Raw genomic sequence first — 26,397 nt, forward strand, 5'->3', positions numbered from 1 at the left:
GGCGCAATTCACGAAACTTTTTGTATATGGCTTCATTTGAATCTTTTTATCAAGAATACCCCTGCTCATACAATTCTCCCTTAAGTTGCGATCGCCCCTTCCAAACGGCGCAGCAAATCAAGGGTGCTAAGTTTTGCTTGGAATGTGGTTTTCCAGCAACTTTACCACAGGAGGCTGAGATTAAAGGAAGTCAGGGAACTTATCAAATAGCTAGTTTTGTCGGTGTGCGGGGTTTAGGCCGCTTATATTCAGGTGTTCAACTTAAAGACAAACAACCTGTAATCATCAAAGAATACCTGCTCCCCAATCGTTCTTTTAATGAAAGTGAGACTCAAAAGCGGAAAGAAACTTTCAAACGGGTAGGTGGGGTAAGTTTAGCCGATAGTCGAATTCAAAATTTCCGTCTGGTGGAAACTAAAGAAGCGATCGCAGATGAAAAAGGAGAACGCTGTTATTTAATTACTCAAGGAATAGACTCATCCCAAACTTTAGGTAAGTATCTCATAGAAAAGGGAGCAATGACATCTCTTGAGGTGCGTGAGGTACTGAATCAAGGTTTACAAACTCTCCAGTTTCTCCACACCCAAAAGCTGCGTTTTCCCTCCAATCAAACACAACTGGGTATCACTCACGGCAATATCAATTTAGATAGTACTTTAATTAAAGTAGAAAATAATCAAAAGTTTTCTATATACTTTTGTGATTTAGCTATCTGGGAAAACTTATTTATTCCACCAATTATTCCTCAACCTGCTCCCGCTAGACCTGAGCAAGATTTAGAATCATTAGGATTATTAGCCTTTTATTTATGGGTAGGGCGGACAACTAATTTTTCATCTAACCAGCCTCTCGATCCTAGAGATAATCAACAATGGCCGGATACTGATAGTCATTTAAAGCAATTTATTTATCGTTTAATTGGGCTGGAAACTCCTTTCGAGAGTGCAGAAGCAGCTCGCCAAGCACTGCTAGAACTTCCTCAAGAAGATCGTGCTAAAAGTTCAAGTTCAGCGCGTTCGCCAGGTTCCCAAGAAATAAAAAAGCCTTTGCCAATGCCCTTACTTTTGCTATTAATCCTATTTTTATTACTATTTGGTGGGGGAATTTGGTATTGGCTTTGGGGCAGGAAAACAGATAATCCTAATCAATATATCCAATGGTCTAGACTTGTGCGGAGTTTTTCCGAAGTCCCTAACGTTCCTTCTGGACAATTTACTTATACAGGAGAAAAAGATAGTACATGGAGTTTTGTTTTAACGCAATTAGTGGACAACAGTCGTTTAGGAGATTTATTGACGAGACCAAAGCCAGATGCAACAGCAACATTTGACTATAAATCTGTTTTGTCATCAAATATAAATAATCCGATTAAAAGTCTCGAAGAAGTCCAAACAAACAAAAAAGATTTTGCAATTACTAGTTTGGTAGACAACATTACAGATAAACTTGCAAAAAAAGCAGTAGCCTATGATGGTTTACTTGTTTTTGTAGCATTTAATAAAAGAGACTCAAATCTTGCCAATGCTCTTGGGGGGCAAATCAATCTTGAGCAATTGCGTCAAATTTACACAGGTAAAATTACTAATTGGCAACAGATTGATCCCAAACTTCCAAATCTGCCGGTGAAACCTTTTGCCCCAACTGAACCGGAAGCAATCAGTAAATTTCAACAAATAGTTCTGCAAAATGCCCCTCAAGACGAAGCTTTATTTGCAGCGAAAGTTACTAAACTTGATACAACAAAAACCCAAAACCTGATACGCAGTGAAACTTTAGATGGGCGAACTACTGGTATTATCAGTTTTGGGATTATCAGTAAAACTTCGAGTCAGTGTACTGGCTATCCTCTAGCGATCGCAGATGGTAAAAAGTCCGCTATTCAACCTCTGTTTCAAAAGCGCGATCGCCGCTCAATTAATCCCTCAGATGATTTGTGTCAACATGATGATTATTATGTTGATGTCACAACTTTCCAAAGCTACGCCTTGGGATACCCTATTTTTGTAGTGTACCCTAAAGACAGCAGCCGCCTGCCTGGTGGTTCTACATTTGCCCAGATGCTAACTACTCGTCAGGGTCAGTGTTTACTTGGTAAAGTAGGTCTCGTAGCTTTACAACCTATGCCTGATGATATAAATTCTTATGCCTGCAAATCGGTGCCCTAATCCTAGTTGCGAATATTTTAACCGCGCCCTGCCTAACAATGCTAAGGTTTGTCCCTGGTGTTCCACTCCTCTGGGTAATGTAGTTTCCCCTACACCACAAACACCTAGTCAACCTCCGCCTATTCAACAACAACCTAGTCAACCACCTGTTCAGTATCAGCGGCCGCCTACAGAGCAACCTAACTACCAAGCTCCCCAACAAGCTCCCATTGATTATTCAACGGTCTATCAGCCACGAGTTTCCTATCAACCAACACCACCTGTTTATACCCCTCCGCCTCAAAGAGCGCCAGCCTTAAAGCTGATTCATACCACTGGCAGAGAATTTCACCTCGTTGGGGAAGGAGGTTATATTGGTCGCCGCAGTCAGAGTCCAGGAATAGCGCCGCCAGAAATTGACTTGACCGGCATTCCCAGTGAGGGAATAGTCTCTCGTCGTCATGCACGAGTCGATTGGGACTGGTCGCAAAATTCTTACATGATTGTTGATATGAGTACAAATGGCATTTATTTAAACAACAATCCTTTGACTCCCGGTATGCAGTATCGCCTACTCAACGGTGATTCACTGCGATTTGGTCAAGATAACCTAGTGAATTTCACTATATATGTAGTGTAGTAAAAAGCTAATTGAGTCCTCAGCATTCTCTGTTTTGGAAAGAGACGCGATGAATCGCCGTCTCTACAATAATCAGTCATTTTGTAGAGACGGCGATTTATCGCGTCTTTGTGATTATTGAGAATTAAGTCAATCAAACGCCATACATCTTACAGCGATTTTCAATCGCGCACTTGCCTTCTATTGTTTCGCAAGACTAACCTTAATTTTAATACCGTCCTCTTCTTGCATTGCTTGGCGTAGACGATCGCGAACCTCTGCCAAATCTGGCTTTAGTCCGATCGCTCGCTGATAGTATTTGATTGCAGCCTTGATATCTCCTGATTGATGGTGAACCTTGCCCAAATCGTAATTGAGTGCAGCATAGCGATCTCGATCCGCTGCGGATAGTTTGTCTTGTGCATAGAAGACGGTTGCGATTCCTACCTCGGCTTCAAGGTAGTTGGATCGCAGGGCTTGGGCGCTTTGGTAATGTGCGATCGCGTTATCCAAGTCTCCTTGTTCTTCTAAAACAAATCCTAGATGATAGTGAACTTCTGGTTGGTTTGGATTTAGGGCGAGAGATTGCCGATAATATTCCGTTGCAGTTTCTAAATCATCTGCCTGTTTGCAGTTGTTGCCTAATTTATAATTGAGGGCAGCATAATGCGCTTGTTTTTCTAAGGGCAGCTTTCCCTGAGCATAAAGAGCATTCGCTAAACTTACTTCGGCTTGAAGGTAGTCGGGTTTCCGGGCTTGGGCGTTTTGGTAATGTGCGATCGCTTCGTCCAAGTTTCCTAGTTTTTGGAATGCGATGCCGAGGTGATAGTGAGCTTCTGCTAAAGTGGGCTGCATTGCGATCGATTGGCGATAGTATTCGATCGCAACCTTGAAATCACCTACCTGTTTTCGTTTGCTACCCAATTCATAGTTGAGGGTGGCGTAATGCAGCTGCTTTTCTGGGGGTAATGTTCCCTGAGCGTAGTGGGCATTTGCCAAAATTACTTCTGCTTCGATGGAATTGGGCTGGAGTTCTTGGGATTTTTGGTAATGTGCGATCGCAGCTTCCCATTGATTCTGTTGTTGTAACGTATAGCCAAGATTATGATGGATTGCTGATGAAAGCATTGAGGATTCGGAGGGTAGTGCTAAAGCTTGTTGATATGCTGCTTGTGCTTCTGGTAATTGATTTTGAGCTTGATGCAAGTTGCCTAAACTAAACCAGGCTTTGACATATTGAGGTTGCACCTGAAGGACATTTCTGAACAACTCTTCAGCGATTGAGTAATTTCCTTTCTGGTGCATCAAGACTCCTAACCGATAGAGTGCGTCTGGGTGTTGAGGTTGCACGTTGAGAATTTGACGATAGCCTTGTTCTGCTAGATCGAGTCGGTTGGTTTGTTGGTAATGGGTAAAACGGTGGAGCGCTTGAGGAATTGTTCTTAAATTTAGCGCTTGATTTTGGTGCGATCGCTTGGGCTGGATCGCCATAGTTTTGATCTGACGGGCTTTAGCGCCAAACGAAAACTTGTATGCCTCGTTCCCCATCAGAAAATCATAGACTTTAAATTTATTGTTAATCGCATATTTAATCGCATAGGCATGAAGAACCAGACCAGAAGAAAACTCTTTTACGGTGTCGTCACGACCTGCCATGAAGAAGAGAGCCGTTTTACGATCGAAATCCATTAGGTTTGCGATCGCGCCCAGCGGTTGTTTCCCTTGCCAAAGCACTGGTAAGTATAAGCTTTGGTGTTCAAAGCTATGACGCAAAACCAACCCGGTATTCTCTGCGGCTTTTTTGCAGTAGTCTGCGCCTTTTCTGCCTTCCCAATTGGTTTGCCAAAATCCTAAGAGGATCTCTAGATGAATATCTAAATTCTCTGCGTTGACCTGAGTCAGGTGAAATTCGTTGGAGCTTTCAACTTTTCTCAAGAGGCGTCTGATTTTCTGCCGAGTGTTGGAGCTGACGACGGTTTGCAGGTACTCTTCCCAGTCATCTGGCAAAGCGATGTACGGAACAATGCTATTGTCGATTTGATCTACGAAATCGCTCAACCATTCCTGTTGTGCCAATTCAAAGGCTTCTGTGGAGAACTGATCCAGAAAACGGCTCATTCGACCTTGGCTCGTTTGAATATTTTCGACTTCAAAAATAGACCAAGTTTCCTGCTGTTGCTGAAAGAATTGGGCAAAGGCAGAAGTGACTGCTGCTTCGTATTCTGGTAAGCAAATAAACCCAATATGCTCTGAATCTGCAACTCCCATCATCGAGAGACGACTCTGGAGCCAGCCTTCGGGATGTTCTGCGATCGCAATTTCTAGCGGAAAAAATGCCACATACTCTGAAGTCGGGGCAGTTGATTTTGCCGCTAATATAAACCACGCAACACAGGAATGATTGCACAATTTTTCCAGAACACCAGATAGCCAAGTCCAAGATAAGAAGAATTGAGCTTCAGGATCGGTTTTGTATACGGAGTCCCAATGGTTTCTGATCGTTTGAAACGTTTCAAAATTATCAACGATCTCAATTTCGATGTCTTTCATACTGACTCTCTGCCAGATAGAAGGTGAGGCGGTTGCAAAAAATCTCCTGGCTGAAAGCGGCCAAGTATCGCTTTCAAGAGCCAGGAGATTTGTGAACTATCAAAAGCTAAAGTGGAAGAACCCAGGTTTGCAAGTATGAGGTTGTGGCGATTCCGAAATGGTAGAAAACGTAAGCTCCGGCACGCTGGGAAGGTTATACAACCATTTGGGTTCCACAACACTCACTCAATTTCTAGTCTTTGCCCCAGTCTTTGCCATAGCCCTTGCCCCAGTCTTTGCCATAGCCCTTGCCCCAGTCTTTGCCATAGCCCTTGCCCCAGTCTTTGCCATAGCCCTTGCCCCAGTCTTTGCCATAGCCCTTGCCCCAGTCTTTGCCATAGCCCTTGCCATAGTTGCCTCCGCCTACTAAAGTGTTTGCGGATTCAGCTTGCTCTAAGTAGGTCAAGTCGTTAATAATCATTTAGATTTCTCTCCCGAATCAAAAGTGATTTTTGTTAACTGTTTTAGTCTTGACGCGTCAACTTTACTTGGACTTAGGACAAAAAATTTCTTTTCTTAAAGTGTAGAAAAACCTGGATTGTTGCGGCGGCGACCGCGCTTGCACAAATGATGTGCTAAAATTTCTTGCCCTCAGGCGCCTGTTCTTTAACAACTACCAGTAATGAAACATGTAATACAATCTATCTAAAGAAGTATAAAAATTTTGGTTCTTCAGTAGATAGTATGCCAAAAGGTCTGCAAATAGCCTGAAACCTTTGCTTGATAATGAAATTGATGCTAAAACTGCCTGTAAGTCCTGATTATCAATGTATTTTACGGACTTTAGACATCGTAATGTTTTCAATTTAATTGTCAAGTTAATTGCGGGTTTGACTGCTTATACTTATTTGCCTTAACAACCATTTCTTGATATTTATCCCCAAGACTTACCTGCTCAACATCCTGCTATTTTTAGTTAGTCGAACTTACATTTATTTATTAAATCCAAAATCCAATATTTGGTCATGAGTCATTTTCGGTTATCACGAAAGACAAAGGACAATGGACACATGACGGTGGACAGAGGACAAAGGAAAAATGAGCAATGTATTTCGGGAATTTCTGCAAAAAGTAGGCAGCGGAAACCATACAGCCGAGAATTTAACTCGCGCCCAAGCAGCCACCGCTACTAAAATGATGCTGCTAGGTGAAGCGACACCAGCCCAAATTGGAGCCTTTTTGATTGCTCACCGAATCAAGCGTCCTACGGGGGAAGAGTTAGCTGGAATGTTGGATGCTTATGAAGAACTGGGACCAAAACTGCAACCCATAGCCTCTGGGCGACCAGCGATCGCTCTTGGCATCCCTTATGATGGTAGGACACGCACAGCCCCAATTAGTCCCGTCACAGCTTTATTGCTCGCCGCAGTTGGACAACCAGTGGTAATGCATGGTGGCGATCGCCTACCCACGAAGTACGGCTTACCGCTGATAGATGTTTGGCAGGGTTTAGGAGTCGATTGGACTACCTTACCCCTAGCACAAACTCAACAAGTGTTTGAGCAAACAGGAATCGGCTTTATTTATCTACCTCAGCATTTTCCCTTAACTACAAGTATTTGGGAGTACCGCGACCAACTTGGCAAACGTCCGCCGTTGGCGACAATGGAGCTAATTTGGTGTCCTTATGCTGGGGATGCTCACGTAATTGCTGGGTTTGTCCATCCACCGACAGAAGGGATGTTTCAGATCGCTCTCGGACTGCGAGGAGTGACAAAATTTACATTAGTCAAAGGATTGGAAGGTAGTTGCGACTTACCGCGCGATCGCACTGCAATCATCAGCTTATCTTCATCCGTAGCACCCCAAGAGGTAGAACGATTGCACCTCGTACCGCGCGATTACGGCTTTACTACCAAGAACGTACCCCTTGGAACTACTGAAGAACTGGTGGCGGATATTCAAGAGGTTTTGGCAGGTAAACCAGGTGAATTGATGCAAACAGCCTTGTGGAATGGCGGATTTTATCTATGGCGGAGTGGTATTTGTTCAAATATGGCAGAGGGTTTAGCTAAAGCAGAAGAATTATTAACCAATGGTGTAGTAGCAGCTAAACTCCAAGAACTGAGCCAAGTAGTAAATTCAGTGTCAGCAGATATACCCTTTAGGGTGTCAACGACTTCTCCAAAATAGATTTTTGTTCCAACCAATCTTTACCTACTTGGATACTGATATCTGAGCCAAGGTTGCCAGTGCTTTCCACGCGCACTTCTCCAAATCCCAAAGTGCTGCGAATTGATTCGGCACTGTCACCATCTCCCTGTTGGGCGACAATATGAGTTACATCTAGGGGTTCACCCCATGCCTTGGCCACATAGATGTTGCGATATCCAGATTTTTCCAAGGCTCTAATTAACGGTTGGAGGTTAGAGCGATCGCCACCTGTACTATCTTGAATTGCGACACGTAAAGAGCGGGGGTTAGTTGTAGTTGCCAGCTGTTCCTCTTCTGACTCCAAACCAAAGTGTTGAGCCATCAGTTTGGCAATCCCATCTTTGTTGGGCAACCAATAGCTAGCATCATATTCATTCTTCTCGCTAAAGCGACCTGGCAGCATTAACATTTGCATATTAGAGCGATTTGTCCGCACTCCAAAACCCATTAGCGCCACTAACTCTTCAACCGTCAAGTTAGTATCAATGTGGTCTTTCACGACATCAAGAACTTTAGGTAATTGAGCAACAGTAGCTGGGTTGAGTGTTTGCTCCATCAAAGCACGCATGACCATTTGCTGGCGCTGAATCCGACCAATATCACCGAGTTCGTCATGGCGAAAACGCAGCAATTGCAATGTCTGCTCACCATTTAGATGCTGCTTACCAGCCTTCAAATTGATGTACAAATGCTGAGAATCATCTTGATATTTCATATCTTTAGGAACGTAGACAGTTACGCCACCCAAAGCATCAATCAGCTTGGCAACTCCCAAAACGTTAATTCGCACATAGCGATCGATTCCCGCTCCTCCTAAGAGATTGCTGACAGTTCTGGCAGTCAAAGCTGGCCCACCTTCAACGTTGGCGGAGTTAATTTTTTTCACTCCATAACCCTCTATTTCCGTGCGGGTATCTCTAGGAATGGAGAGCATATTTATTTTTTTTGTCTCTGGATCGAATTTGACCAAGAGCATCACATCGGAAAGACCATCAAAGGAGTTGACTTGGGGCAGGTATTTGAGATTTTTGGTATCTTCAGGAGGGTTTTGGACATCTGGGGGAAGTACGCTCATTCCCATCACCAAAAGATTTACTGGACGAGTTAATTCTGAAAATCGCAGCACACCTCCAGAAATGCGATCGCTATCAAAGGCCGCCTCATCCTTTGGAGTTAGCTGCGCTTGTTGCAAAGGCGTACTGGTCAAAGACACCGCCAAAAGTGCCCCCGCAGTTGCTGATACCATCGCAATACCACTCATACCTACCCAAAACCATAGCCAACGTCCTGATGTCGAGTTTTGGGGAATTTTTTTATTGGATTTTGAGGCTTTTCCCGACTGGTTTTCTTCCGCCGAACTTCTTTGAATGGTCACAGACTTCCTCACACTTACTCACTAATCAAATTCAGTAATTTTGCAGACTAAAAACACCTAAACAAATCAACCCATAATAGCTAACTCTTAATTATCGGTGCTAACTTTTTTAATGTAGTGTCAACCACAACACTTATAGCAGCATTTATTCTTTTTTTGGGACAACCTGGAGATGTTTTACTGAAGTATGGCAATAATAAACTGGATTTGACTAGATATATAGAGAAATCAGCCAGAAATTTTTCAAAAATCAGTAAAAACACCGACAAATTATCACCATAAAAAATTAAGATAAATACTTGCCAAGCACTCGTTCAGCTAAATTACTAAACCCTGGTAAACGACTAGATTTGCCCTGCATTAGGCGCAAAATCAACCAAATACTTACTAAAAAGTAACCTGACGTGAGAAAGCTATTGAGGATAAATAGACGTAGCGGAAAAAAATCTGAAGTTGCTGCTCCGGTAGCTAATAATAGATAACTCAACAACCAAGTAATTGCCAAAGTAATAGACAGACGACTAATAGCAAGTTGTTCCCGATTACCCTGGCCCCGATAGAGAGTCCACAAGGATGGAAAAAAGCCGACGATCGGAACTAAATGTAAAAGCAACTGTGTTTTGGGCATTGGGGATGGAGCATTGGGCATTGGGGATGGGACATTATTATTCTCCCCCTGCTCCCCTGCTTCCCTGCTCCCTTGCTCCCCTGCTCCCCGCTCCCCATTCTCTTTTGGTTCAAAATTCTTCATTGGGGTTAGTCTAACTCCTAAACTAGAAGGATGAATAAGACTCATATAGTTAGAGATAATAAGCTGTAAAGAAAAATTTCATTTAGTTCTATTCCGCAATCAGCTCAAAATGCAGACACGTAAGCTACTCGACTGGTGGCAAACATTTACTCCAATAGCGCGAATCGGGGCGATCGCGTTATTCCTGCCGCTGCTAGTTCTCAATGGTTGGGCACTTTCGGTATTCTTTAATTATTTCCATTCTCTCATAGTCATTTTAGTCGGAGCCTCAGTGCTAGCATTTCTGCTCAACTACCCCGTGAGCTGGATGGAGCATCATGGTGCGAAGCGAGAGCAAGTTGCTATTTTAGTATTTCTCTTGGCTTTATCGATTTTATTGGCGTTGGGTGTGACACTTTTTCCCCTGGCTCTTACCCAAGCTCAACAACTGGTGGCGCGTTTGCCAGATTTAATCGACTCTGGACGCTCTCAGTTAATGATCTTAAACGGAAAAGCTGAGACTTTTGGCTTACCGATTAACCTCGATGCTCTGGTGGTGCAAATCAACGATCGCGTCAAAGGACAATTACAAGCGATCGCCGGACAAGTTTTAAATCTAGCTGTACTCACAGTTACTAGTCTGCTAGATATTCTCTTGACGATGGTTTTGACTTTTTATCTTTTACAGCATGGAGGTGAACTCTGGGAAAGTTTAGTCGAATGGCTACCTAACAAATTTCGCGAGCCTTTCTCTAAAACAGTCCGCTTAAGCTTCCAAAATTTCTTCATCACCCAGTTGATTTTATCTACCTGTATGGCTTCAGCCCTTATTCCTACCTTTTTGTGGCTGAAAGTGCCATTTGGACTGCTATTCGGACTAACTATTGGCCTAATGGCTCTCGTCCCCTTTGGCGGTTCTGTAGGCATTGCAATGACTACACTGTTGGTAGCGTTGCAAGATTTTTCAATGGGTGTGAGAGTCTTGATCGCAGCGGTAATTGTACAGCAAATTCTCGAAAACTTAATTGCCCCCCGAATTTTAGGCAGTTTTACCGGTTTAAATCCAGTTTGGATTTTAATTTCGGTCTTAACAGGGGCAAGAATTGGCGGATTATTGGGTGTAATTGTGGCAGTACCTACAGCTGTTGTGATTAAGACTGCTTTAAGTGCCTTGCGTCCTGGTAGCGGGACAAACGACAGCGCCATTGGGGAGATAACTGCATCCGTTCCAGCAAATGAGTCCTCGAAAGCTGACGCCAACAAAACTTTGAGCATTTCTGAAGCAACATTGCCTTAATTACAAGAAGGCAGGAGCAGGAAGTGTATCATCAGTTATTTATCAGGAACGATAAGGGGCAAGGGAAAGGGTAAAAAGCTATTGCTCGTATGGTGGGCGACTCTTATCAACCCTTTACCCCTCTTATTTATTTATTTATTTATTTATTAAATTCTGTTGCGATCGATTGTTTAATATAAAAGATTTTCCAAATACTGTGAAAAGTCAATCCTTGCCACAAGACCTAGATGCCAATTGGTGTTTTGCTTCGATGTTTTAGATAGCCAAGATCCGAACGGGTACGTTCTCGTTTTTTCGCAACCCGTTTCTGACAACTTTTTCAAACTCAACAACTACGGCACTCATAATCATGAAAAAACTAGAAGGAAAAATTGCAGTCGTTACGGGTGCATCCAAAGGAATTGGTGCCTCTATTGCCAAACATCTGGCAGCCGAAGGTGCAGCAGTTGTCGTCAACTATTCATCTAGCAAAGAAGGAGCCGATCGCGTTGTCGCCGAGATTCTCAGCGAGGGCGGTAAGGCGATCACTGTACAGGCAAATGTTGCAAAAAAGGCAGAGATAGAACATCTTTTTGCAGAGACGCAGCAGGTATTTGGCAAGCTGGATATCTTGGTCAACAATGCCGGAATTTATGAATTTTCCCCAATCGAAGACATCACTGAAGAGCATTTCCACAAGCAGTTCGATCTGAATGTGCTGGGATTAATCCTCACCTCACAACAAGGAGTAAAGCACTTCGGATCGGCGGGCGGCAGCATCATCAATATCAGTTCAATCGTTAGCACCCTTGCGCCCGCTAACAGCTCGGTCTATAGCGCCACTAAAGCGGCTGTCGATGCCGTCACGAAGTCGCTAGCCAAAGAACTGGGTTCACGCAACATCCGTGTCAATTCCATCAATCCTGGTATGGTGGAAACGGAGGGCACGCACACAGCAGGAATAACCGTAGCCAAGAGCGAAGGCCGCCAACAGACTGAAGCGCAAACCCCCCTTGGCCGCATCGGACAGCCACAGGATATCGCACCTGCCGTTGTCTTCCTCGCATCCTCTGATTCAGCATGGATCACCGGCGAAACGCTGTACATATCGGGTGGACTTCGCTAGGTGTTCGGCGCGGTTACTTTAGCTCAATAGACATCTGGTGAAATTAATGATGCGTTACCTGAAACCCTTGTAGATACGTTAAATATAACGCCTCTACATTCATTGTCGGAGATGTCTTAAATCATTTTGAACTATTTTTTACATAAATCTAGGACTTACGCATTGACAAGAAATACTAACTATAATTAAGTTAAAAACCACATCTTTTGTAAAAGCACAGCATCGTCTATTTCCGTAGTTTACCGCCGTAGGCATCGCAGGATAATTAAAAAAAGCCTGAAATAACCTATTTTAGTTAACGCACATCACGATACATTTGTACAGTGCGTAAGTTCTAAAATCTAATTTTCAGAATAATTATCGAATTTCTTATTTAGGGAAGGAAACCACTTTGCAAGAAGCGCTTTTAAATTGTAGCAGCGGTGAAATTGCTAGGTTCTGCACTTGCCTATCGATACCATCTCCCTGAATAATCACTTGGGAACGTGACTGAATTAATTCCTGTATCTGTGGGCAACCTACAACAGAAGTCAGTTCTGTTAAAGCAAAGAGAAATTCTGTGTTTAATTTATCTAACGATGGTCGCAATGTCTGGTTTAAGTCTGGCACGTTAGCAAAAGATTTAATGCCTTGCTTTTGCCAGTTTTGAAAATCAGCGGTTTGGATGAGTTTTCCTGCTTCTATTTGTGCTTGAAAAAATGCTGCGACTCTATCAGGTTCTAGACTATGGGTTGTAGCTTGTTGCCTAACCTTTAATAGTAACTCTTGTTCGCGCTTTAGATCCTCAATCGGACGTTTTTGATTCCATTTCCAACGGGCTACATCATGTGCAATTAACAATCGCTGCTGGATCAATTTTAGTAATTTATCTACAGGTCGTTGTTGTTCTTCCCCCGTAATAGATTGGGGATTTACTAATTTTACTGACCCAGAGTTCTGGGCAGCAACTACTGTACTACTGAAAAAAAGCCCAAAGAAAATGATGATGACAAACAACAGTGGATGCTTTCTAAAAAAACTTAAATTCATCTCAAAAAGTTTATACACCCGGCTACTTAGTAGGAATTATCAGTAAATACATAGGAATACAGTATTTTTAATCTCAAACAAAATATCTCATAGTTACTGACAAAAAGCAAATTCCGGCTTATATGGGTATTGAGGAAATACATCATCAAGTTACCGAAAACAAAAAGGATACAAGCCCCTAAATTTCTTTATGGGGATCAATAATGCAAGAATTTTGAATTCGGAGCGATCGCCCTTGGCGTCTCGTAGAGAAGCGACGTGACCTCGCATGTTCGGAAAACGGAATGTAATAAATCGCACAATAGAGTTGCTGCTATGTACAATTCTTGACGGGTTAAGGTCATAAACAATTTGTCAATCAGTAATAGTTGGCAAGAATACACCTGGTTGTGCATTGATGAGATAGGTAGATGTAGAGCCGATTTCTTTGTTAAAGATGACTTTTCTCAGCACTGACATAATTCACACCTTGAGAGTACAGCCGGAAATGAACTCTGCAAGAATTGCTATTTGCTGAGTAAATTGGGATATAGATGCGGAAAATTTTTCTGGGTAAACTTGACCAGCAAATGGTAATGAAAAACTATTATCAAGATTTTTTAATTCGTGATTGGGTGAAGAGCGATCGCACAAGAGCCGCTGAAGTCATCAGTTATGTATTATCAGAATACGGTCTGGCTTGGGAACCCAAGGGTGCTGACCAAGATGTGCTGCGAGTAGAGGAATGTTATTTAGCTACTGGGGGAGAGTTTTGGGTAATTGAACACCAAAGTCAGTTAGTAGGTACTGGAGCATACTACCCTATACACCGAGGCAAAAAAGCTGTAGAAATCCGCAAAATGTATCTTTTGCCCAGCATCAGGGGTTTAGGATTAGGGAAATATTTGTTACAACAGCTAGAAGCAGCGATCGCAAAGCGTGGATTTGGGCAAATTTGGATTGAAACCGCCAGTGTTTTGGTGGAAGCAGTCAAGCTGTATGAAAGCAATGGCTACACTCCAGCAACGGGAGTAGAAACAACAAGATGCGATCGCGTGTATGTTAAGTCATTGGTCAAAGACTAATGACCATTGACCAATGACAAAGGACAACTCTAAATGCACATTTGGATTAAAAATCTCACAGGCTTACTCAATCTTTTTCTCCAATCCCATTGCCCTCTATGTCAACGCGCAACTTCTCAAGAATTCTGTCAGAACTGCACCAGACAACTGCAAAAATGTCAACGTAAAGACCCGATTTCTCTATGGCAAGAGCCTATACCTGTATTTGGCTGGGGGGAATATGGTGGCCCAGTGAAACGAGCGATCGCAGCGATGAAATACGAAAATCAACCCCAAATAGCTCGTCCTTTGGGTCAATGGTTAGGGGAAGCATGGTTGTTAAATTCACCAAGGCGAGATAGCCACCCTGTAGTAGTTCCTATCCCACTCCACGCTAGCAAACAAAAGCAACGTAAATACAATCAAGCCGCACTGATAGCACAAAGTTTCTGCGAAATAACCGGATTAAAATTGAAACTAAACGGTTTAGCAAGAGTGCGAGAAACTGAAGCGCAGTTTGGTTTGTCGGTATCTAAACGAGAAAAAAACTTGAACCAAGCTTTTGCTATTGGGCAAGAATTTCGCCATCGTCCTCCAAATGTCCCAGTGCTGTTAGTGGACGACATTTATACTACTGGTGCTACTGCCAGGTCTGCTGTGCAAACACTTCGTCAGTATGGAATTGTGGTCTTAGGATTAGTAGCTGTAGCCACTGCCGTCAAAGACGGATAAATTAAGAAGCAATAGGCAAGCTTTGACAGATAAGTACATAAATTGACCGAATTACCCTATTTTTGTAGAAAAATTGCTTGAAATGTATGAATAAAGTTTTGGCGGCAGGTTTAAAACAACTCATCATCATTCCTGCCACATTGCTGGCAATAGGCATTAGTACCAGTGCAGCTTTTGCTCAAAATAAATTGTATAGTCCAATTCCTTTATCTAACAGTACTGAACTTTCCGATAGCCTGTCCGACAAAGATATTCCCACCGGTCAAGGTGGGTTTGCGCGTGATTACACTGTGAAGTTGCAAAAAGGCGATAATTTAGCAGTTGACCTGTCATCAGAAAACTTTGACAGTATCATCACACTGCTGGCACCTGATGGTTCAACTCTGGCAGAAAATGATGATGGTCCTGATGGTAGTAGCAATTCCTTACTCTTTACTCGCATCGTTGAGACAGGGAGTTATGTTATTCGTGTCCGGTCTTTTGGGGAAACTGGGGTTGGGGCTTTTAAACTCAAAGTGACAAAGTTGCAACCGATTAAATGAAGTAGTCATTTGTCATTTGTCATTGGGGATAGGAAGAGGCAAAGATGCAGACGGGAAAGACTTACTGCTCCCCTGCTCCCCCACTCCCCATTTCTTAAAAAATGGTCAATACGCAGAGAAATAAGGCTTCAGTCCACTCAACGACTGCGCCGTAGGTATCTCCAGTGTGTCCACCTAGTTTGTGGTTGAACCATGCACCAGTTAAAGTGGCGATCGCACTTCCAACAACTATGATTGTCAGTGCGAGAAATAGCTGCTGTTTATCTATCAGCCAAAGTAAACCACTCAAACTAAACAACAACAACAATCCCGGTAACAAATCTTTGTAAGAACGAATGGCTTGTTTGTGAAATGCGCCTTTACCAGTTGCTTTCAGATAAGGATATCGGGCGATCGCTAGTTGCTGTCCCCAACGTCCCCAGCCACAAGCAGCCATCAGCAACAAGCAACGGTTTTCTGGCATATCCCTCAAAGCTGTTATTTTCAGTATCACCAAGGCGATCGCAGCCATTGCTCCAAAGGCTCCTGTAGCACTATCTGCCATCACCTCCAATCGCCGATCTGGGTCGCCCACTGCTAAACCATCGGCAGTATCCATTGCCCCATCTAAGTGTAATCCTCCAGTTATGGCAATCCAAACACTTACTACCAAAGCACTACGAGTTAACACGGGCATCCCCAGATAATCCATCCCCGTATCCAGAAACCCTAAAATTCCCCCGATTATCAATCCTACAAGCGAAGCAAGATGTGCTACTCCCCGAAAGTCCAATTCGCTTAAATACGGCAGTGGAATAGTTGTGTAAAATATGATACTAGCTGCCAGCTTTAACAGCAGCTTTTTCCACCACTGTTGCTGTTTCGTCATCTGAATTACATTAATTTTTGGTAAATTGCTGGATAATAGTAGTAATTTCGGAACAACCGACATCAGTAGACTTTAAAACTTTAAATAAGATTTACTTCCATTAAACATTGTCGTTGAAAATTTTGTTATGCTGGTCTAAGTGGTAAACAAATAACTTTGGGTAATTTTTTATACAAAAACGAGCAACTTAGGAAGTTAAAATTCCATCAGGGAGCAAAATTTGTGTTTTGTATTCGTTAACTAAAAACTTACTCCAAATTATTAGACGATTGCCCCACAAAATTGATATTTTTTTAAATGTAGGGAGTAAACAAGCTATTCAATTATGACAGTTTAGCTATGTTGTTGCTCTCCTTAGCTCAATCGCAATTTTCCTATGAGTCACCATCTACCCGACACCAGGATACCAGCTCCGTGCATTATTAACACGGGCATCATTGTGAATAAGCTCGACATCCGGCGATTGCTGGCAGATTTAGGTCGAGTCCACTACATCTACACCCAAGAAGATAAGGTACTGAGCGAGGGTGAAGGGGATGTGATGGAAGTTTTTGCCAATCCGCAAAGGTCTACCTTAGTGGCTAACCGCGCGCTATATCTGAATGTTTGTAGTTTTGATTATTTGGAACTAAAACAGTCGTCGCAACAAGAAACCTACTTCGATTTGATGCAAGAAGGAGTGTGTCTGCGGTTAATTCCCCGATCGACACCTTTACAAGAGCGACGAGAGCGAAGCTTCAATGTCAGCGCTATAGAAGCGATGATGGAACAAGTACTCTCAGCTAGGTGGGATGCAGAAATTGACGATGACTGTTCTGATTCTTTCTAAATAACAATTATTTAGAGTATATACTCGTAAAGTTGGTAACTAGGTTAGTAATGAATGCTTAAGTGTTCGCTAAAACTCAATTACCAATTTTGATGTTTGGTCATAATTTAGCCAAATAATATTATTTTTGCCCTAATACCATTTGGTTTTATGGCTGCTAGTACCGCAAGGCAAAAGTCAAAAAGCTTTGATTTTGGGCTTTCTGGCTGTAATGAAATGATAGGTTTATTTCTGCTGCATTGTACTAGTTATGGATTTTTGAAACTCTTTACCGATTAGTGTTTCACAATCCAAAATCTAAAATCTAAAATTCCAAATGGCATGAGTGCGAATTTTTCTTTTCAATGTCTTGCTTGCTGTAGCCAAACCAAAGCTAGAGCAGGAGTGTTTTTCACGCCTCACGGTCTTGTAGAAACCCCCAGATTTATGCCAGTAGGAACGCTGGCAAATGTCAAAACTATTACTCCATCTCAGCTACGAGATACTGGGGCACAAATGATCTTATCCAATACTTATCACCTTCACCTACAACCAGGGGAAGCGATCGTGGCTGGGGGTGGTGGGTTGCATAAATTTATGGGTTGGAACGGCCCAATGCTCACAGATTCGGGTGGATTTCAGGTCTTCAGCTTAAGCGAGATGCGAAAAATTACTGAAGAAGGCGTAACTTTTCGCTCGCCCCATGATGGACGAATTATTAACTTAACACCAGAGCGCTCCATTGAGATTCAAAATACTTTGGGGGCTGATGTGATTATGGCCTTTGATGAGTGTCCGCCTTACCCAGCGACTCGCCAAGAGGTAGAAACTGCAACTGAGCGCACTTACCGCTGGTTAGAACGCTGTATAACAGCTCATCAACGCAGCGATCAGGCGTTGTTTGGAATTGTGCAAGGGGGGGTGTATTTGGATTTGCGTTGCCGTGCGGCGGAAGCTTTGGCTAAGTTGGATTTGCCGGGATATGCCATTGGTGGCGTGAGTGTGGGAGAACCGCCAGAATTAATGGCTGAGATTGTCAAAGTGACAGCACCGCTTTTACCCCCCGAAAAGCCGCGTTACTTAATGGGTGTGGGTACTTACCGGGAAATGGCGCTCGCGATCGCATCTGGTATAGATTTATTTGATTGCGTCATTCCCACCCGTTGGGCAAGACATGGTACAGCGATAGTCCAAGGCGGACGCTGGAATTTAAAAAATGCTAAGTTTCGTGAAGATTTTACGCCATTAGATGAAACTTGTCCGTGCTACACTTGTCAAAATTTTAGCCGTGCTTACATATCTCATTTGGTGCGATCGCAAGAAATTTTGGCTTATACCTTGTTGAGCATTCACAACATTACCGAACTAATTCGCTTTACGCAAAAAATTAGAGAAGCAATATTGAGCGATCGCTTTGTTGCAGAATTTGGTCACTGGCTCAACTCATCTGAATCGGCATCAGATGAGGGTGAAATTACAAATGACTATTGACCAATGATCGAGACTCAAACCATGTTAAGATACTTCTCAATTATGAAAGCTGTGTTGGATAGGTGGATTTAAACAAACATGGAAGCAGCACTTTTATTAGCAAAACTGCCAGAAGCTTACCAAATCTTCGATCCTTTGGTAGACGTTCTCCCAGTCATCCCTGTATTCTTCTTGTTGCTTGCTTTTGTTTGGCAAGCAGCTGTGGGATTTAGATAAGTTAATCTATTTTTCAATTTATAGGACAGGTAGACTACCTGTCCTATTTTTTTGTAGCATCGTATTTGATAAAGTTAATATTTATTAATATTTTGCAATGAATTCTTATAATAAATAAGATGTTAATACAAGCTATGTCAATATGAAGCCTTGAAAGCCAAGCTTACAGTCAAGGAGCAATCAGTTATGGGCAATATCAAATTCGTTAAAGAAAATAAAGAAGTAGTGGCAGCAGATGGTGCTAATCTCCGGCTCAAGGCGATACAAAATGGCATTGATATATATACATTTATTGGTAAAATGACCAATTGCGGTGGTAATGGTCAGTGTGGTACTTGTATTGTCGAGATAGTCGAAGGACTAGAAAATCTTTCCCCTCGCACAGAAGTAGAAAACCGGAAATTCAAGAAAAAGCCAGAAAATTACCGCCTTGCCTGTCAAACTTTAGTGAATGGCTCAGTCAGCGTAGTCACGAAGCCTTAAGTTCTCAAATCTGTCATGTATCCAGTCAGTAGTCAAAATACTTACCAAAATTGAGTGTCCTTTCTACGAGACGCTACGCGGACATTTTGAATACTTCGACAAGCTCAGTACAAGTTTTGAATTTTGAATTGGTATAACTCTGTCATCGATAATGCTATCCTAATGTTGTTGACTGGAAATTAAAGAGAGGTTTTCTTGCCATGCAAGTTAATGACCTGGGGTTCATAGCGAGCATTTTGTTCGTACTAGTCCCTGCCGTGTTTTTACTAATTCTTTACATCCAAACTGCTAGCCGCGAAGGTGGAAAAGATAGTTAAGAGTTTGTGTATAAAATAAATAACCCCTGCACCAATAGTGTAGGGGTTTTTATTTATCAACCAGCAACTTAGCGCTGAATAGTAAAGACAACACAAGTCTTACTTTACTATTCGATGACAACAATTATTATACTCAGCACTGTTTCCTTTAAGCGATTGTCCGCGCCAACAATACCGGACAAGTGGCATTGACTCGAACATAGTCAGACAAGGAAGATCCGATGAGCCGATCTATATCAACAAAACTCTTAGCGATCGATGGACGACGATCTGGAGAACCGAGCAATAATAAGTCTATATTTAACTCTTCTGCCAATCGACAAATTTCTTCACCAGGCTTGCCACTGCTGATATAAGAACGAGATTGGATGCCTTGTTTTTCAGCTTCTGCAACAGCAGCTGCTAAAACTGGATTTTTGTCTGAGTTAACCTTGGTTATTTCCGATTTTTTACCACCTAAATCTGTACTAATATTTGCCAAAATTAACTCGCCACCCGGAATATCCCGAAGTAAAAACAGTGCCAATTTCAAGCAATTTTTTGCTGAGTCAGAGTTATCTATTGCCACCATAACTCGCTTAATTCTTTTAACATAAATGTCATCTTTTACCAGCAGCATGGGGCGAGAAGATAGCTGAAAAACATACTGACTGACTGAGTTCGATAAAATCGATTGCAGTCGCTTCAGTCCGCGTGAACCCATAATAATCAAGTCAGCGTCGATTTCATCAGCTACTTGGCAAACCACATCTTTGGGATCGCCTTCACGCAAAATTGAAGAAACTTGGCTAGGATCTAAGTTCAAAGTTTGAATAGCATTAGCCAGAATTTTACCCCCATTTTCCCATTTAGTTGTCATGGTAGCAGCAGCATTTTGTGCTTGAACAACATGCAAAATCGTAACTTTTGCAGATTGAATTGAAGGGATTTCTTTTAGGGTTTTGAGCATTTCTTCTGCGTGTCCCAATCCCGATACAGCCAGCAAAATTCTTCTGATCATTTTACGTAATTTTTGTGAAGTTTACTTTTGTTTTCGCTGTTGGTACTTGGCTCTGGTCGGATTTTCACCAACTTGTTTGATAACCTAGTTAGTAATTTGGCACAAATAAACTTTATTTTTTAGTATTTAACACTCAAACAAATGGCAAAGGATAAAAAACTAAACAAATGTTTAAGTTTGTTTGCACTTAGTCACTTAAACTTTCAACTAGACTTCAACTATTCAGCTTACTCTCAATTTAGTCTGATGAACTTAATAAATTATGATGTTAGTTATTATTTTTAATCTATGTTTACTTTTGTTAATTAGAAGTTAGTTAAGTATTGCAAATAAATGCCAAAATAACTCTAAAGGAAAATTAATTCAGTATAACCTCGCTTCCCACTTGAATAGTCTACATTCTTCCTGATTTTCCCATATTCTCTGCTTTTTTAAGTGTTTTGCAGTTTTGGTAAATCAGATAGGATTGCTATATCCGAACACCTGCAAAATGCGGGATAACAACATCCAAATTCGGATATTCTAATAGTCGAAATCATATTTAATGACTATATTAAAACCCCCCAGATTCTATTTGGAGGGTTTGTTTGATGACTTGTGAGATTTGCTTAATTTAGATGTGCCCCTGGTTGTCCGTTTTGGACTACAAAGGAAGCTAGGGTTTTGACTGAGGCATTCATATCAACGATGCTTGATACAACGCGATAGTCACTTTGCCAGCGTTTTGGAGTCAGGTTGCAGCGGACGTATCCTCGGTAAGCACCGTCAAAAAACTTAGTATGGGGATTATTAATTAGGGCTGCTTGAGATGGAGCAATGAATGAGGTGGGAAAGTCAGAGGTGATTGAAGTTCCTACGAACTCAGTTCCTACAGTCGGCGAGTTTGGGTTATTAAAGTCAAGCTTGAGGTTGTGTACCCAACTAGAATGTATGTCTCCAGTAATTACCACTGGATTAGAGGGTTGGCGCTGGTTGAGAAAACTCAAAAGCCGATTACGTGCAGCCACGTAACCGTCCCACTGATCCACATTGAAGACACCGACACCTGGACTACTATTGAAATTGTACTCGGCTAGCATGGTCTGTTGAGCAATCACATTCCAGCGCGATCGCGATTGATCTAACCCTTTTCGTAGCCACTGTTCTTGCTCTGAGCCTGTCATCGTAGCATTTGTATCAAAAGCTTGGGGACAGCGAGGCTTAAGTCCATCATCACAAGGTTGATTAGTGCGATACTGCCTCGTGTCTAGCACATTGAACTCAGCTAAATTACCGAAAGTCAACCGCCGATAAAGCAGCGTGTCTGGTCCCTTGGGCAATGAAGACTGACGTAGAGGCATGTGTTCGTAGTAAGCTTGGTAAGCATTAGCTCGCCGTTTTCTAAAAGCCTCTTGGGTTTGGTTGTCTTCGGGAATTAAGTTGGCGTAGTTGTTGTCAACTTCATGATCGTCCCAAGTGACAATCCAGGGAAAAGCCGCATGAGCAGCTTGCAGATTCGGGTCAGTTTTGTACAAGGCGTGGCGATCGCGATAGTCTTTAAGAGTGATAATTTCTGGACTATTATGCTGGCGCGGCCCACCAGACTGTGGCCCGTATTCGTAGATGTAATCACCCAGATGAACCACAAGGTCGAGATTTTCCTCAGCTAAATGCCGATAAGCGGTATAGTAGCCATTTTGCCAGTCTTGACAGGAGACAAAAGCAAAGTTCAGTTGTTGGGTATAACTATAAGATGCTGGTGCTGTGCGAGTCCGTCCAATGGGGCTAACTTCCTTACCTACTTGAAATTGATACCAGTACCAACGGTCAGGGTTTAGCCCACGGACATCAACGTGGACTGAGTGTGCTAACTCTGGTGTCGCTAGTACTGTTCCTCGCCGCACCACCCGTTTCATGTTTTCATCAAGGGCAACTTGCCACCGCACTGGAACATTTACCAATGGCATCCCACCTCCAGAGAGTGGATTGGGAGCCAGTCGTGTCCAGATAACAACACCATCCGGCAAAGGATCGCCAGAGGCAACACCAAGACTGAACGGATACCCAGAAAACCTTGAGCTAGCCAATACCGGATGCCATTGACTAGCGATTGTTAACCCCGTTAAGAATCCTGCACCCAACAAAAAATTCCGCCGTTTGCACCGATTTGCTAGCAGGCGTGTACCATCCATAAGTTCCATATTCACCCCTTCCCAGATGTAAATACAGTTGGCAAATTTTAGGAGTGTCAGTTGTGAAAAGCACAAATAATGGCTTGATTTGACTTGTTTCCTAATTGCTGCTCAACCAAACACAAGGAACCTACCAACCCAGGATCAAGTAGAAATTAAGATTTTGTTAAGTTTAAAATTGAATTAGGGAATTGGGTATTGGGGCTAAAAAAACTTTGTGGGTAATTTAGACCCACCACCAAAATAGTAAAGAATTTATGACAATTAACGATGCAGTTTTGGGAGGGATTGAAAGAGTTAGGCAATTGCTGGCGCATGGAAAGGTTGAACAAAAAATTGATGCCCTTCTAGATGTTTTTGAGTATGGGGAAGCTGGCTTAGACTTGATTATTCAAGCTTTACAGAACTCAGAGGTTGATGTTCAAGAAGCAGCTTATTGGCTACTCCAGGAAAGTACAGAGCCAAGAGCTAAACTGGCATTACAGGCATACAACCCCTATTTATTTTTTGAGTATCTTTTTACTATTGAGAGGTATACAGATCAAGTTCCTGGGATTGGTCATATTTTTATTAATGTAGATAAAGAAGTCTCAGTAACTCTTGATGATAATGATGGAATAGTGAAAATATGGAATATTCAGACACAACAAGTAACTAACACATGGAAGCAGGAAAACCCAACGAAATTTACTCAAGTTATCTTCGCTCCAGATGACCAAATATTAGGACTTTCGCATTCTAATGATTGTGCTGAGGTATGGGATCTCAAAATAGGGGAGAAAATCTTTACCACCGGTCATCATGCGGAAAACTTTTGGGCTGTTTCTTTTAGTCCAGATGGTCAAAAACTTGTAAGTACTGGTGATGCTAATATTTTTGTATTATGGAATATTCATCAAATAGAGGAAAATTCCTCTATTGAGATACCTGAATATCTTCCTCGCCGTTTTTCCATATACTCAAACTCACAAACCTTGGTCACTTATACCAGTGACAAAAACTATAATACTACTCTGGAATTGTGGGATTGGCAGACAGAACAGGTATTTTGCACAATTAATACCCAATCAAGGTTTATTCCTGATGTTGATATCAGCCCAGATAGACGTTTATTAATTAGTAGTAGCCGAGAAAATGGAACTATTAAAGTGTGGAACATTCAGACAGGACATGAACTTTGTCGCCTCATAACTAATTTATCATTCATTGATTGTCATACAATTAGCTCGGACGGACAGAGACTATTTGTTTGGATTGGAGGCAGTACATTTACAGCTCAGGTATGGGGATACCCCAGCAGTTCTGGTAGGGCGGACACGGACGAGCTACGTGAAAAATGGGACAAAGCGCAAAACTTTGTTAAAATGCTTGCAATAATTTAGGTTTTATAATCTTCTACAAGCAAGTATCCGCGTCACTACTCTCGGAATCCACGGTGATTTAAGATAGTTTTACTTCAAAATTCAGAATGATACTGTACAAATTACGAATTATTTAAAACCTACCATTTCCCTGAACAATGTGCTTAACGGTGGTCAAGGTTTCCAGGCTGATAAATCCTCGGCGATGACCTTTTTGATTAGACATACCGAGAAATACTGAATCTCCCCGCGAAGGGTTGCGGGAAAAACGCGGGGAAGTGTTGATGTAGGTAGAAGCACTGTTAACTCCTAAAGCAAACTGCCGACTTTCCTGGTAAGATTCAGTCACGATAGAGTCAGCATGACCACTGCTGTATTCATTAATCCAAGCGATCGCAGCTTCTAAGCTATCCACTAGTTTAAAAGCCACTGTCCTGGTTAAATAAGGGTTTCCCCATTCACCTTCTTTTACCAGCTGCAACTGGGGAAAGGCTTGGACTAGTTCTGCATCCCCTTTAATTTCAAAGCCTTTTTCCATCAAGCTGTTCCATAAAACTGCTAAAGATGATGGCAAGGCTTGACGATGAATTAGTACCTTTTCAATAGCGTTGACTTGATCGGGTTCACTTTGATGACTATTAAGAATCATCAAGCGCACCATTTCTAAGCTACTATTCAGCGACCAGTAGAGGTAACAGTTACCCATCGCCGACTTTAAAACTGGGCAAGTTGACTGTCGGACTACCTGCTGCACTAAGCTAGAACGTCCGTAGGGAATCACTAAATTCACGTACTGGTCTTGAGTAACTAGATCCCGAACTGAAGCCCCATGTTCTGCTGTAATCAGTTCTAGACAGCCCGGAGCTAAACCAACTTCTGCGATCGCATTTTGCAGTGCTTCAGCGATGGCGGCGTTGGAATGGCTAGCTTCGGTACTGCCTTTGAGAATTATACAATTGCCAGTTTTGATACAAAAACCCGCTGCGATCGCCCCTAAATCGGGAAATGCCTCATAAATAAATCCAATCACTCCCAAGGGCATTAACTGGGTGTAACTTTGGGAATCTTCCAGTTGATAATCAGCGGTTCTAACGCGTCGCAGCGGATCTGATAATTCCCCCAACCGTTTTAAAATGTCCACTGTCATCTCTAGCCTTGTGGGAGTCAGCTTCAGCCAGTCCAATATCAACTCAGGCACTGCCATTTCCCGACTGGCTTCTAAATCCAAGGTATTGGCTTCTAGAATGTCGTCAAATGAGCGCTCAATCGCCTTTGCCATTGCCAATACTGCACGACTTCGGTCTACTCCCTTTGTGAGCGCCAACTTTAGGGAAGCTTGATAGGCTCGTTGGGCACTAGTAATCGGTTCGGGGTGGTCATCCAATTCAACAGTCATTGAGTTAACGTCTGTAGGTAAGCCAGACCATTAGTGCTGGTAAAATAGCCAATAGCACCGCCACCATTGCCCAAGCAATAATGCTGGAACCATTTGCCAATCGCAGTGCTAATGGCAGCCATATAATCACTAGCACGAAAATAATGCCCAGCGCTATAGGCAGATAGCTTTCTCCCAAGCGGGGATGGACAACATGCCAACTATTTCCCATCCAACGCCAAGCCCGTTTGTAGGGATAGGTGGTGGAAAGCTGTTCTAGGACATGACCATTATCTTCTACAACAAAGATTTGCTGACAGCGATCGCAACCAAATGCTTCTGTCAGTGTAATCGGAATTAACTGACCCCGGCGACGACAGGGACAGGGGTATTCGGTATTGAAATCGATTTTTTCGGGTTTTTGAGATTGCACAAGCGTTCTAATAACTTGAGCGTGTTTTACACGAACTGCGAGAATATAATGCCTTAGAGGCTTCTGTCTTTATATACATAGAAAGGCGATACAAACATTGCCCTGATTAAAAATAGTAGATGCCGCTAACTTTAAGTATACTAGTTGCCAAATTAGTACAGAGTTATCTATTTGTAATCTTTCCCCATAGCTGGCGATCTTATTTAAAAATTTCCTTCTCTTCATCTGTCGCTTTTAAGGTAATGTGGTTGCGTTTTTGGGGATTTATTATGCTGACACACCTGGTACAATTTTAAGCATAGGTGGCGATTCGCTCCTAAAGCAAATCCTTTGGGAAGGCTACGCTCGTAAACAACACACATCAACAAACCCGCTAATTTCTCTTTGGGTCACTGTCACTATATATTACTATCAGTTCTCAAGGTTAGATCGGCATTATGTCCAATATCTATTCCTTGGAGTTTACAAGTGTTTATAGAGCAGGAATTACTAAAATATCTATTGTAGTGTGTAAC

The 26,397-nt window shown here is 42.4% G+C and carries 24 protein-coding genes; 14 read left to right on the forward strand and 10 right to left on the reverse strand.

Going from position 1 to position 26,397, the window contains the following annotated elements:
• Positions 1-26: 26 nt before the first annotated feature.
• Positions 27-2,165: a substrate-binding domain-containing protein gene (locus CDG76_RS04975; protein ID WP_094347981.1), complete on the forward strand. Its 2,139-nt coding sequence runs from the start codon at positions 27-29 to the stop codon at positions 2,163-2,165.
• Complete coding sequence (locus tag CDG76_RS04980; protein ID WP_094347982.1) at positions 2,143-2,784, forward strand: FHA domain-containing protein; 642 nt, start codon at positions 2,143-2,145, stop codon at positions 2,782-2,784. Before CDG76_RS04975 ends, CDG76_RS04980 begins: the two co-directional genes overlap by 23 nt.
• 180 nt (positions 2,785-2,964) lie before the next feature.
• On the opposite strand, the gene CDG76_RS04985 is transcribed toward CDG76_RS04980, so the two are convergent.
• Together CDG76_RS04985 and CDG76_RS04990 are read right to left on the reverse strand one after the other, a co-directional pair.
• On the reverse strand, positions 2,965-5,313 hold the full coding sequence (locus tag CDG76_RS04985) for a GNAT family N-acetyltransferase (RefSeq protein WP_094347983.1): 2,349 nt from the start codon (positions 5,311-5,313) through the stop codon (positions 2,965-2,967).
• A gap of 232 nt (positions 5,314-5,545) precedes the next feature.
• Positions 5,546-5,773 carry a hypothetical protein gene (locus tag CDG76_RS04990; RefSeq protein ID WP_094347984.1) on the reverse strand — a complete coding sequence of 76 codons (228 nt, stop codon included), beginning with the start codon at positions 5,771-5,773 and terminating at the stop codon, positions 5,546-5,548.
• A 617-nt stretch (positions 5,774-6,390) separates the two neighbouring features.
• On the opposite strand from CDG76_RS04990, the gene CDG76_RS04995 reads away from it, so the two are divergent.
• Positions 6,391-7,485, forward strand: coding sequence for an anthranilate phosphoribosyltransferase family protein (locus CDG76_RS04995; RefSeq protein WP_094347986.1), 1,095 nt, complete (start codon positions 6,391-6,393; stop codon positions 7,483-7,485).
• On the opposite strand, the gene CDG76_RS05000 is transcribed toward CDG76_RS04995, so the two are convergent.
• Positions 7,457-8,881 carry an LCP family protein gene (locus tag CDG76_RS05000; RefSeq protein ID WP_094347987.1) on the reverse strand — a complete coding sequence of 475 codons (1,425 nt, stop codon included), beginning with the start codon at positions 8,879-8,881 and terminating at the stop codon, positions 7,457-7,459. The two genes, CDG76_RS04995 and CDG76_RS05000, sit on opposite strands and share 29 nt — an antisense overlap.
• A gap of 286 nt (positions 8,882-9,167) precedes the next feature.
• Complete coding sequence (locus tag CDG76_RS05005; protein WP_094348729.1) at positions 9,168-9,530, reverse strand: hypothetical protein; 363 nt, start codon at positions 9,528-9,530, stop codon at positions 9,168-9,170.
• 211 nt (positions 9,531-9,741) lie between these two features.
• Here CDG76_RS05005 and CDG76_RS05010 point away from each other — a divergent pair, with 211 nt between their 5' ends.
• A complete protein-coding gene (locus tag CDG76_RS05010) occupies positions 9,742-10,908 on the forward strand; it encodes an AI-2E family transporter (RefSeq protein WP_094347988.1) in 1,167 nt (388 codons plus the stop codon).
• A 349-nt stretch (positions 10,909-11,257) separates the two neighbouring features.
• On the forward strand, positions 11,258-12,013 hold the full coding sequence (locus CDG76_RS05015) for an SDR family NAD(P)-dependent oxidoreductase (protein ID WP_094347989.1): 756 nt from the start codon (positions 11,258-11,260) through the stop codon (positions 12,011-12,013).
• Between the two features lie 369 nt (positions 12,014-12,382).
• On the opposite strand, the gene aroQ is transcribed toward CDG76_RS05015, so the two are convergent.
• Positions 12,383-13,042, reverse strand: coding sequence for a gamma subclass chorismate mutase AroQ (gene aroQ / locus CDG76_RS05020; protein WP_094347990.1), 660 nt, complete (start codon positions 13,040-13,042; stop codon positions 12,383-12,385).
• A gap of 575 nt (positions 13,043-13,617) precedes the next feature.
• Here aroQ and CDG76_RS05025 point away from each other — a divergent pair.
• The 3 genes from CDG76_RS05025 to CDG76_RS05035 all read left to right on the forward strand — a co-directional run bounded on the left by CDG76_RS05025 (position 13,618) and on the right by CDG76_RS05035 (position 15,359).
• Entirely contained in the window at positions 13,618-14,106 is a 489-nt protein-coding gene (locus CDG76_RS05025; protein WP_094348730.1) for a GNAT family N-acetyltransferase, read from the forward strand.
• A 33-nt stretch (positions 14,107-14,139) separates the two neighbouring features.
• A complete protein-coding gene (locus CDG76_RS05030; protein ID WP_094347991.1) occupies positions 14,140-14,817 on the forward strand; it encodes a ComF family protein in 678 nt (225 codons plus the stop codon).
• An 86-nt stretch (positions 14,818-14,903) separates the two neighbouring features.
• Positions 14,904-15,359, forward strand: coding sequence for a PPC domain-containing protein (locus CDG76_RS05035; protein ID WP_094347993.1), 456 nt, complete (start codon positions 14,904-14,906; stop codon positions 15,357-15,359).
• A 94-nt stretch (positions 15,360-15,453) separates the two neighbouring features.
• On the opposite strand, the gene cobS is transcribed toward CDG76_RS05035, so the two are convergent.
• Positions 15,454-16,227, reverse strand: a complete 774-nt coding sequence (gene cobS, locus CDG76_RS05040; RefSeq protein WP_094348731.1) for an adenosylcobinamide-GDP ribazoletransferase — start codon at positions 16,225-16,227, stop codon at positions 15,454-15,456.
• Positions 16,228-16,603: 376 nt separating this feature from the next.
• On the opposite strand from cobS, the gene CDG76_RS05045 reads away from it, so the two are divergent.
• From CDG76_RS05045 to psbM, 5 genes are all read left to right on the forward strand, one after another.
• Positions 16,604-17,056 carry a hypothetical protein gene (locus tag CDG76_RS05045; RefSeq protein ID WP_094347994.1) on the forward strand — a complete coding sequence of 151 codons (453 nt, stop codon included), beginning with the start codon at positions 16,604-16,606 and terminating at the stop codon, positions 17,054-17,056.
• A gap of 321 nt (positions 17,057-17,377) precedes the next feature.
• Positions 17,378-18,526, forward strand: coding sequence for a tRNA guanosine(34) transglycosylase Tgt (tgt, locus tag CDG76_RS05050; RefSeq protein ID WP_094347995.1), 1,149 nt, complete (start codon positions 17,378-17,380; stop codon positions 18,524-18,526).
• A 78-nt stretch (positions 18,527-18,604) separates the two neighbouring features.
• Entirely contained in the window at positions 18,605-18,742 is a 138-nt protein-coding gene (locus CDG76_RS05055) for a photosystem II reaction center protein K (protein ID WP_006195022.1), read from the forward strand.
• 186 nt (positions 18,743-18,928) lie between these two features.
• Positions 18,929-19,225: a 2Fe-2S iron-sulfur cluster-binding protein gene (locus CDG76_RS05060; protein WP_094347996.1), complete on the forward strand. Its 297-nt coding sequence runs from the start codon at positions 18,929-18,931 to the stop codon at positions 19,223-19,225.
• Between the two features lie 200 nt (positions 19,226-19,425).
• Positions 19,426-19,542 carry a photosystem II reaction center protein PsbM gene (psbM, locus tag CDG76_RS05065; RefSeq protein ID WP_084227279.1) on the forward strand — a complete coding sequence of 39 codons (117 nt, stop codon included), beginning with the start codon at positions 19,426-19,428 and terminating at the stop codon, positions 19,540-19,542.
• Between the two features lie 148 nt (positions 19,543-19,690).
• Here psbM and CDG76_RS05070 read toward each other — a convergent pair whose 3' ends face one another.
• A complete protein-coding gene (locus CDG76_RS05070) occupies positions 19,691-20,542 on the reverse strand; it encodes a universal stress protein (RefSeq protein WP_094347997.1) in 852 nt (283 codons plus the stop codon).
• A gap of 608 nt (positions 20,543-21,150) precedes the next feature.
• Positions 21,151-22,722 carry an alkaline phosphatase D family protein gene (locus CDG76_RS05075; RefSeq protein ID WP_094347998.1) on the reverse strand — a complete coding sequence of 524 codons (1,572 nt, stop codon included), beginning with the start codon at positions 22,720-22,722 and terminating at the stop codon, positions 21,151-21,153.
• Positions 22,723-22,970: 248 nt separating this feature from the next.
• On the opposite strand from CDG76_RS05075, the gene CDG76_RS05080 reads away from it, so the two are divergent.
• Positions 22,971-24,095: a WD40 repeat domain-containing protein gene (locus tag CDG76_RS05080; RefSeq protein ID WP_094347999.1), complete on the forward strand. Its 1,125-nt coding sequence runs from the start codon at positions 22,971-22,973 to the stop codon at positions 24,093-24,095.
• A gap of 112 nt (positions 24,096-24,207) precedes the next feature.
• On the opposite strand, the gene CDG76_RS05085 is transcribed toward CDG76_RS05080, so the two are convergent.
• Positions 24,208-25,470, reverse strand: coding sequence for a glutamate-5-semialdehyde dehydrogenase (locus tag CDG76_RS05085; protein ID WP_094348001.1), 1,263 nt, complete (start codon positions 25,468-25,470; stop codon positions 24,208-24,210).
• A 4-nt stretch (positions 25,471-25,474) separates the two neighbouring features.
• Entirely contained in the window at positions 25,475-25,882 is a 408-nt protein-coding gene (locus CDG76_RS05090) for a hypothetical protein (RefSeq protein ID WP_094348002.1), read from the reverse strand.
• Positions 25,883-26,397 lie beyond the last annotated feature (515 nt).

Source organism: Nostoc sp. 'Peltigera membranacea cyanobiont' 210A, from assembly GCF_002246015.1.
GTDB lineage: Bacteria > Cyanobacteriota > Cyanobacteriia > Cyanobacteriales > Nostocaceae > Nostoc.

What these genes read in the sequence shown, in the direction of transcription:
- CDG76_RS04975 (WP_094347981.1), top strand. Translation starts at nt 27, where the DNA reads ATGGCTTCATTTGAATCTTTTTATCAAGAATACCCCTGCTCATACAAT.
- CDG76_RS04980 (WP_094347982.1), top strand. Translation starts at nt 2,143, where the DNA reads ATGCCTGCAAATCGGTGCCCTAATCCTAGTTGCGAATATTTTAACCGC.
- CDG76_RS04985 (WP_094347983.1), bottom strand. Translation starts at nt 5,313, where the DNA reads ATGAAAGACATCGAAATTGAGATCGTTGATAATTTTGAAACGTTTCAA.
- CDG76_RS04990 (WP_094347984.1), bottom strand. Translation starts at nt 5,773, where the DNA reads ATGATTATTAACGACTTGACCTACTTAGAGCAAGCTGAATCCGCAAAC.
- CDG76_RS04995 (WP_094347986.1), top strand. Translation starts at nt 6,391, where the DNA reads ATGAGCAATGTATTTCGGGAATTTCTGCAAAAAGTAGGCAGCGGAAAC.
- CDG76_RS05005 (WP_094348729.1), bottom strand. Translation starts at nt 9,530, where the DNA reads ATGCCCAATGCTCCATCCCCAATGCCCAAAACACAGTTGCTTTTACAT.
- CDG76_RS05010 (WP_094347988.1), top strand. Translation starts at nt 9,742, where the DNA reads ATGCAGACACGTAAGCTACTCGACTGGTGGCAAACATTTACTCCAATA.
- CDG76_RS05015 (WP_094347989.1), top strand. Translation starts at nt 11,258, where the DNA reads ATGAAAAAACTAGAAGGAAAAATTGCAGTCGTTACGGGTGCATCCAAA.
- aroQ (WP_094347990.1), bottom strand. Translation starts at nt 13,042, where the DNA reads ATGAATTTAAGTTTTTTTAGAAAGCATCCACTGTTGTTTGTCATCATC.
- CDG76_RS05025 (WP_094348730.1), top strand. Translation starts at nt 13,618, where the DNA reads ATGAAAAACTATTATCAAGATTTTTTAATTCGTGATTGGGTGAAGAGC.
- CDG76_RS05030 (WP_094347991.1), top strand. Translation starts at nt 14,140, where the DNA reads ATGCACATTTGGATTAAAAATCTCACAGGCTTACTCAATCTTTTTCTC.
- CDG76_RS05035 (WP_094347993.1), top strand. Translation starts at nt 14,904, where the DNA reads ATGAATAAAGTTTTGGCGGCAGGTTTAAAACAACTCATCATCATTCCT.
- cobS (WP_094348731.1), bottom strand. Translation starts at nt 16,227, where the DNA reads ATGACGAAACAGCAACAGTGGTGGAAAAAGCTGCTGTTAAAGCTGGCA.
- CDG76_RS05045 (WP_094347994.1), top strand. Translation starts at nt 16,604, where the DNA reads ATGAGTCACCATCTACCCGACACCAGGATACCAGCTCCGTGCATTATT.
- tgt (WP_094347995.1), top strand. Translation starts at nt 17,378, where the DNA reads ATGAGTGCGAATTTTTCTTTTCAATGTCTTGCTTGCTGTAGCCAAACC.
- CDG76_RS05055 (WP_006195022.1), top strand. Translation starts at nt 18,605, where the DNA reads ATGGAAGCAGCACTTTTATTAGCAAAACTGCCAGAAGCTTACCAAATC.
- CDG76_RS05060 (WP_094347996.1), top strand. Translation starts at nt 18,929, where the DNA reads ATGGGCAATATCAAATTCGTTAAAGAAAATAAAGAAGTAGTGGCAGCA.
- psbM (WP_084227279.1), top strand. Translation starts at nt 19,426, where the DNA reads ATGCAAGTTAATGACCTGGGGTTCATAGCGAGCATTTTGTTCGTACTA.
- CDG76_RS05070 (WP_094347997.1), bottom strand. Translation starts at nt 20,542, where the DNA reads ATGATCAGAAGAATTTTGCTGGCTGTATCGGGATTGGGACACGCAGAA.
- CDG76_RS05075 (WP_094347998.1), bottom strand. Translation starts at nt 22,722, where the DNA reads ATGGAACTTATGGATGGTACACGCCTGCTAGCAAATCGGTGCAAACGG.
- CDG76_RS05080 (WP_094347999.1), top strand. Translation starts at nt 22,971, where the DNA reads ATGACAATTAACGATGCAGTTTTGGGAGGGATTGAAAGAGTTAGGCAA.
- CDG76_RS05085 (WP_094348001.1), bottom strand. Translation starts at nt 25,470, where the DNA reads ATGACTGTTGAATTGGATGACCACCCCGAACCGATTACTAGTGCCCAA.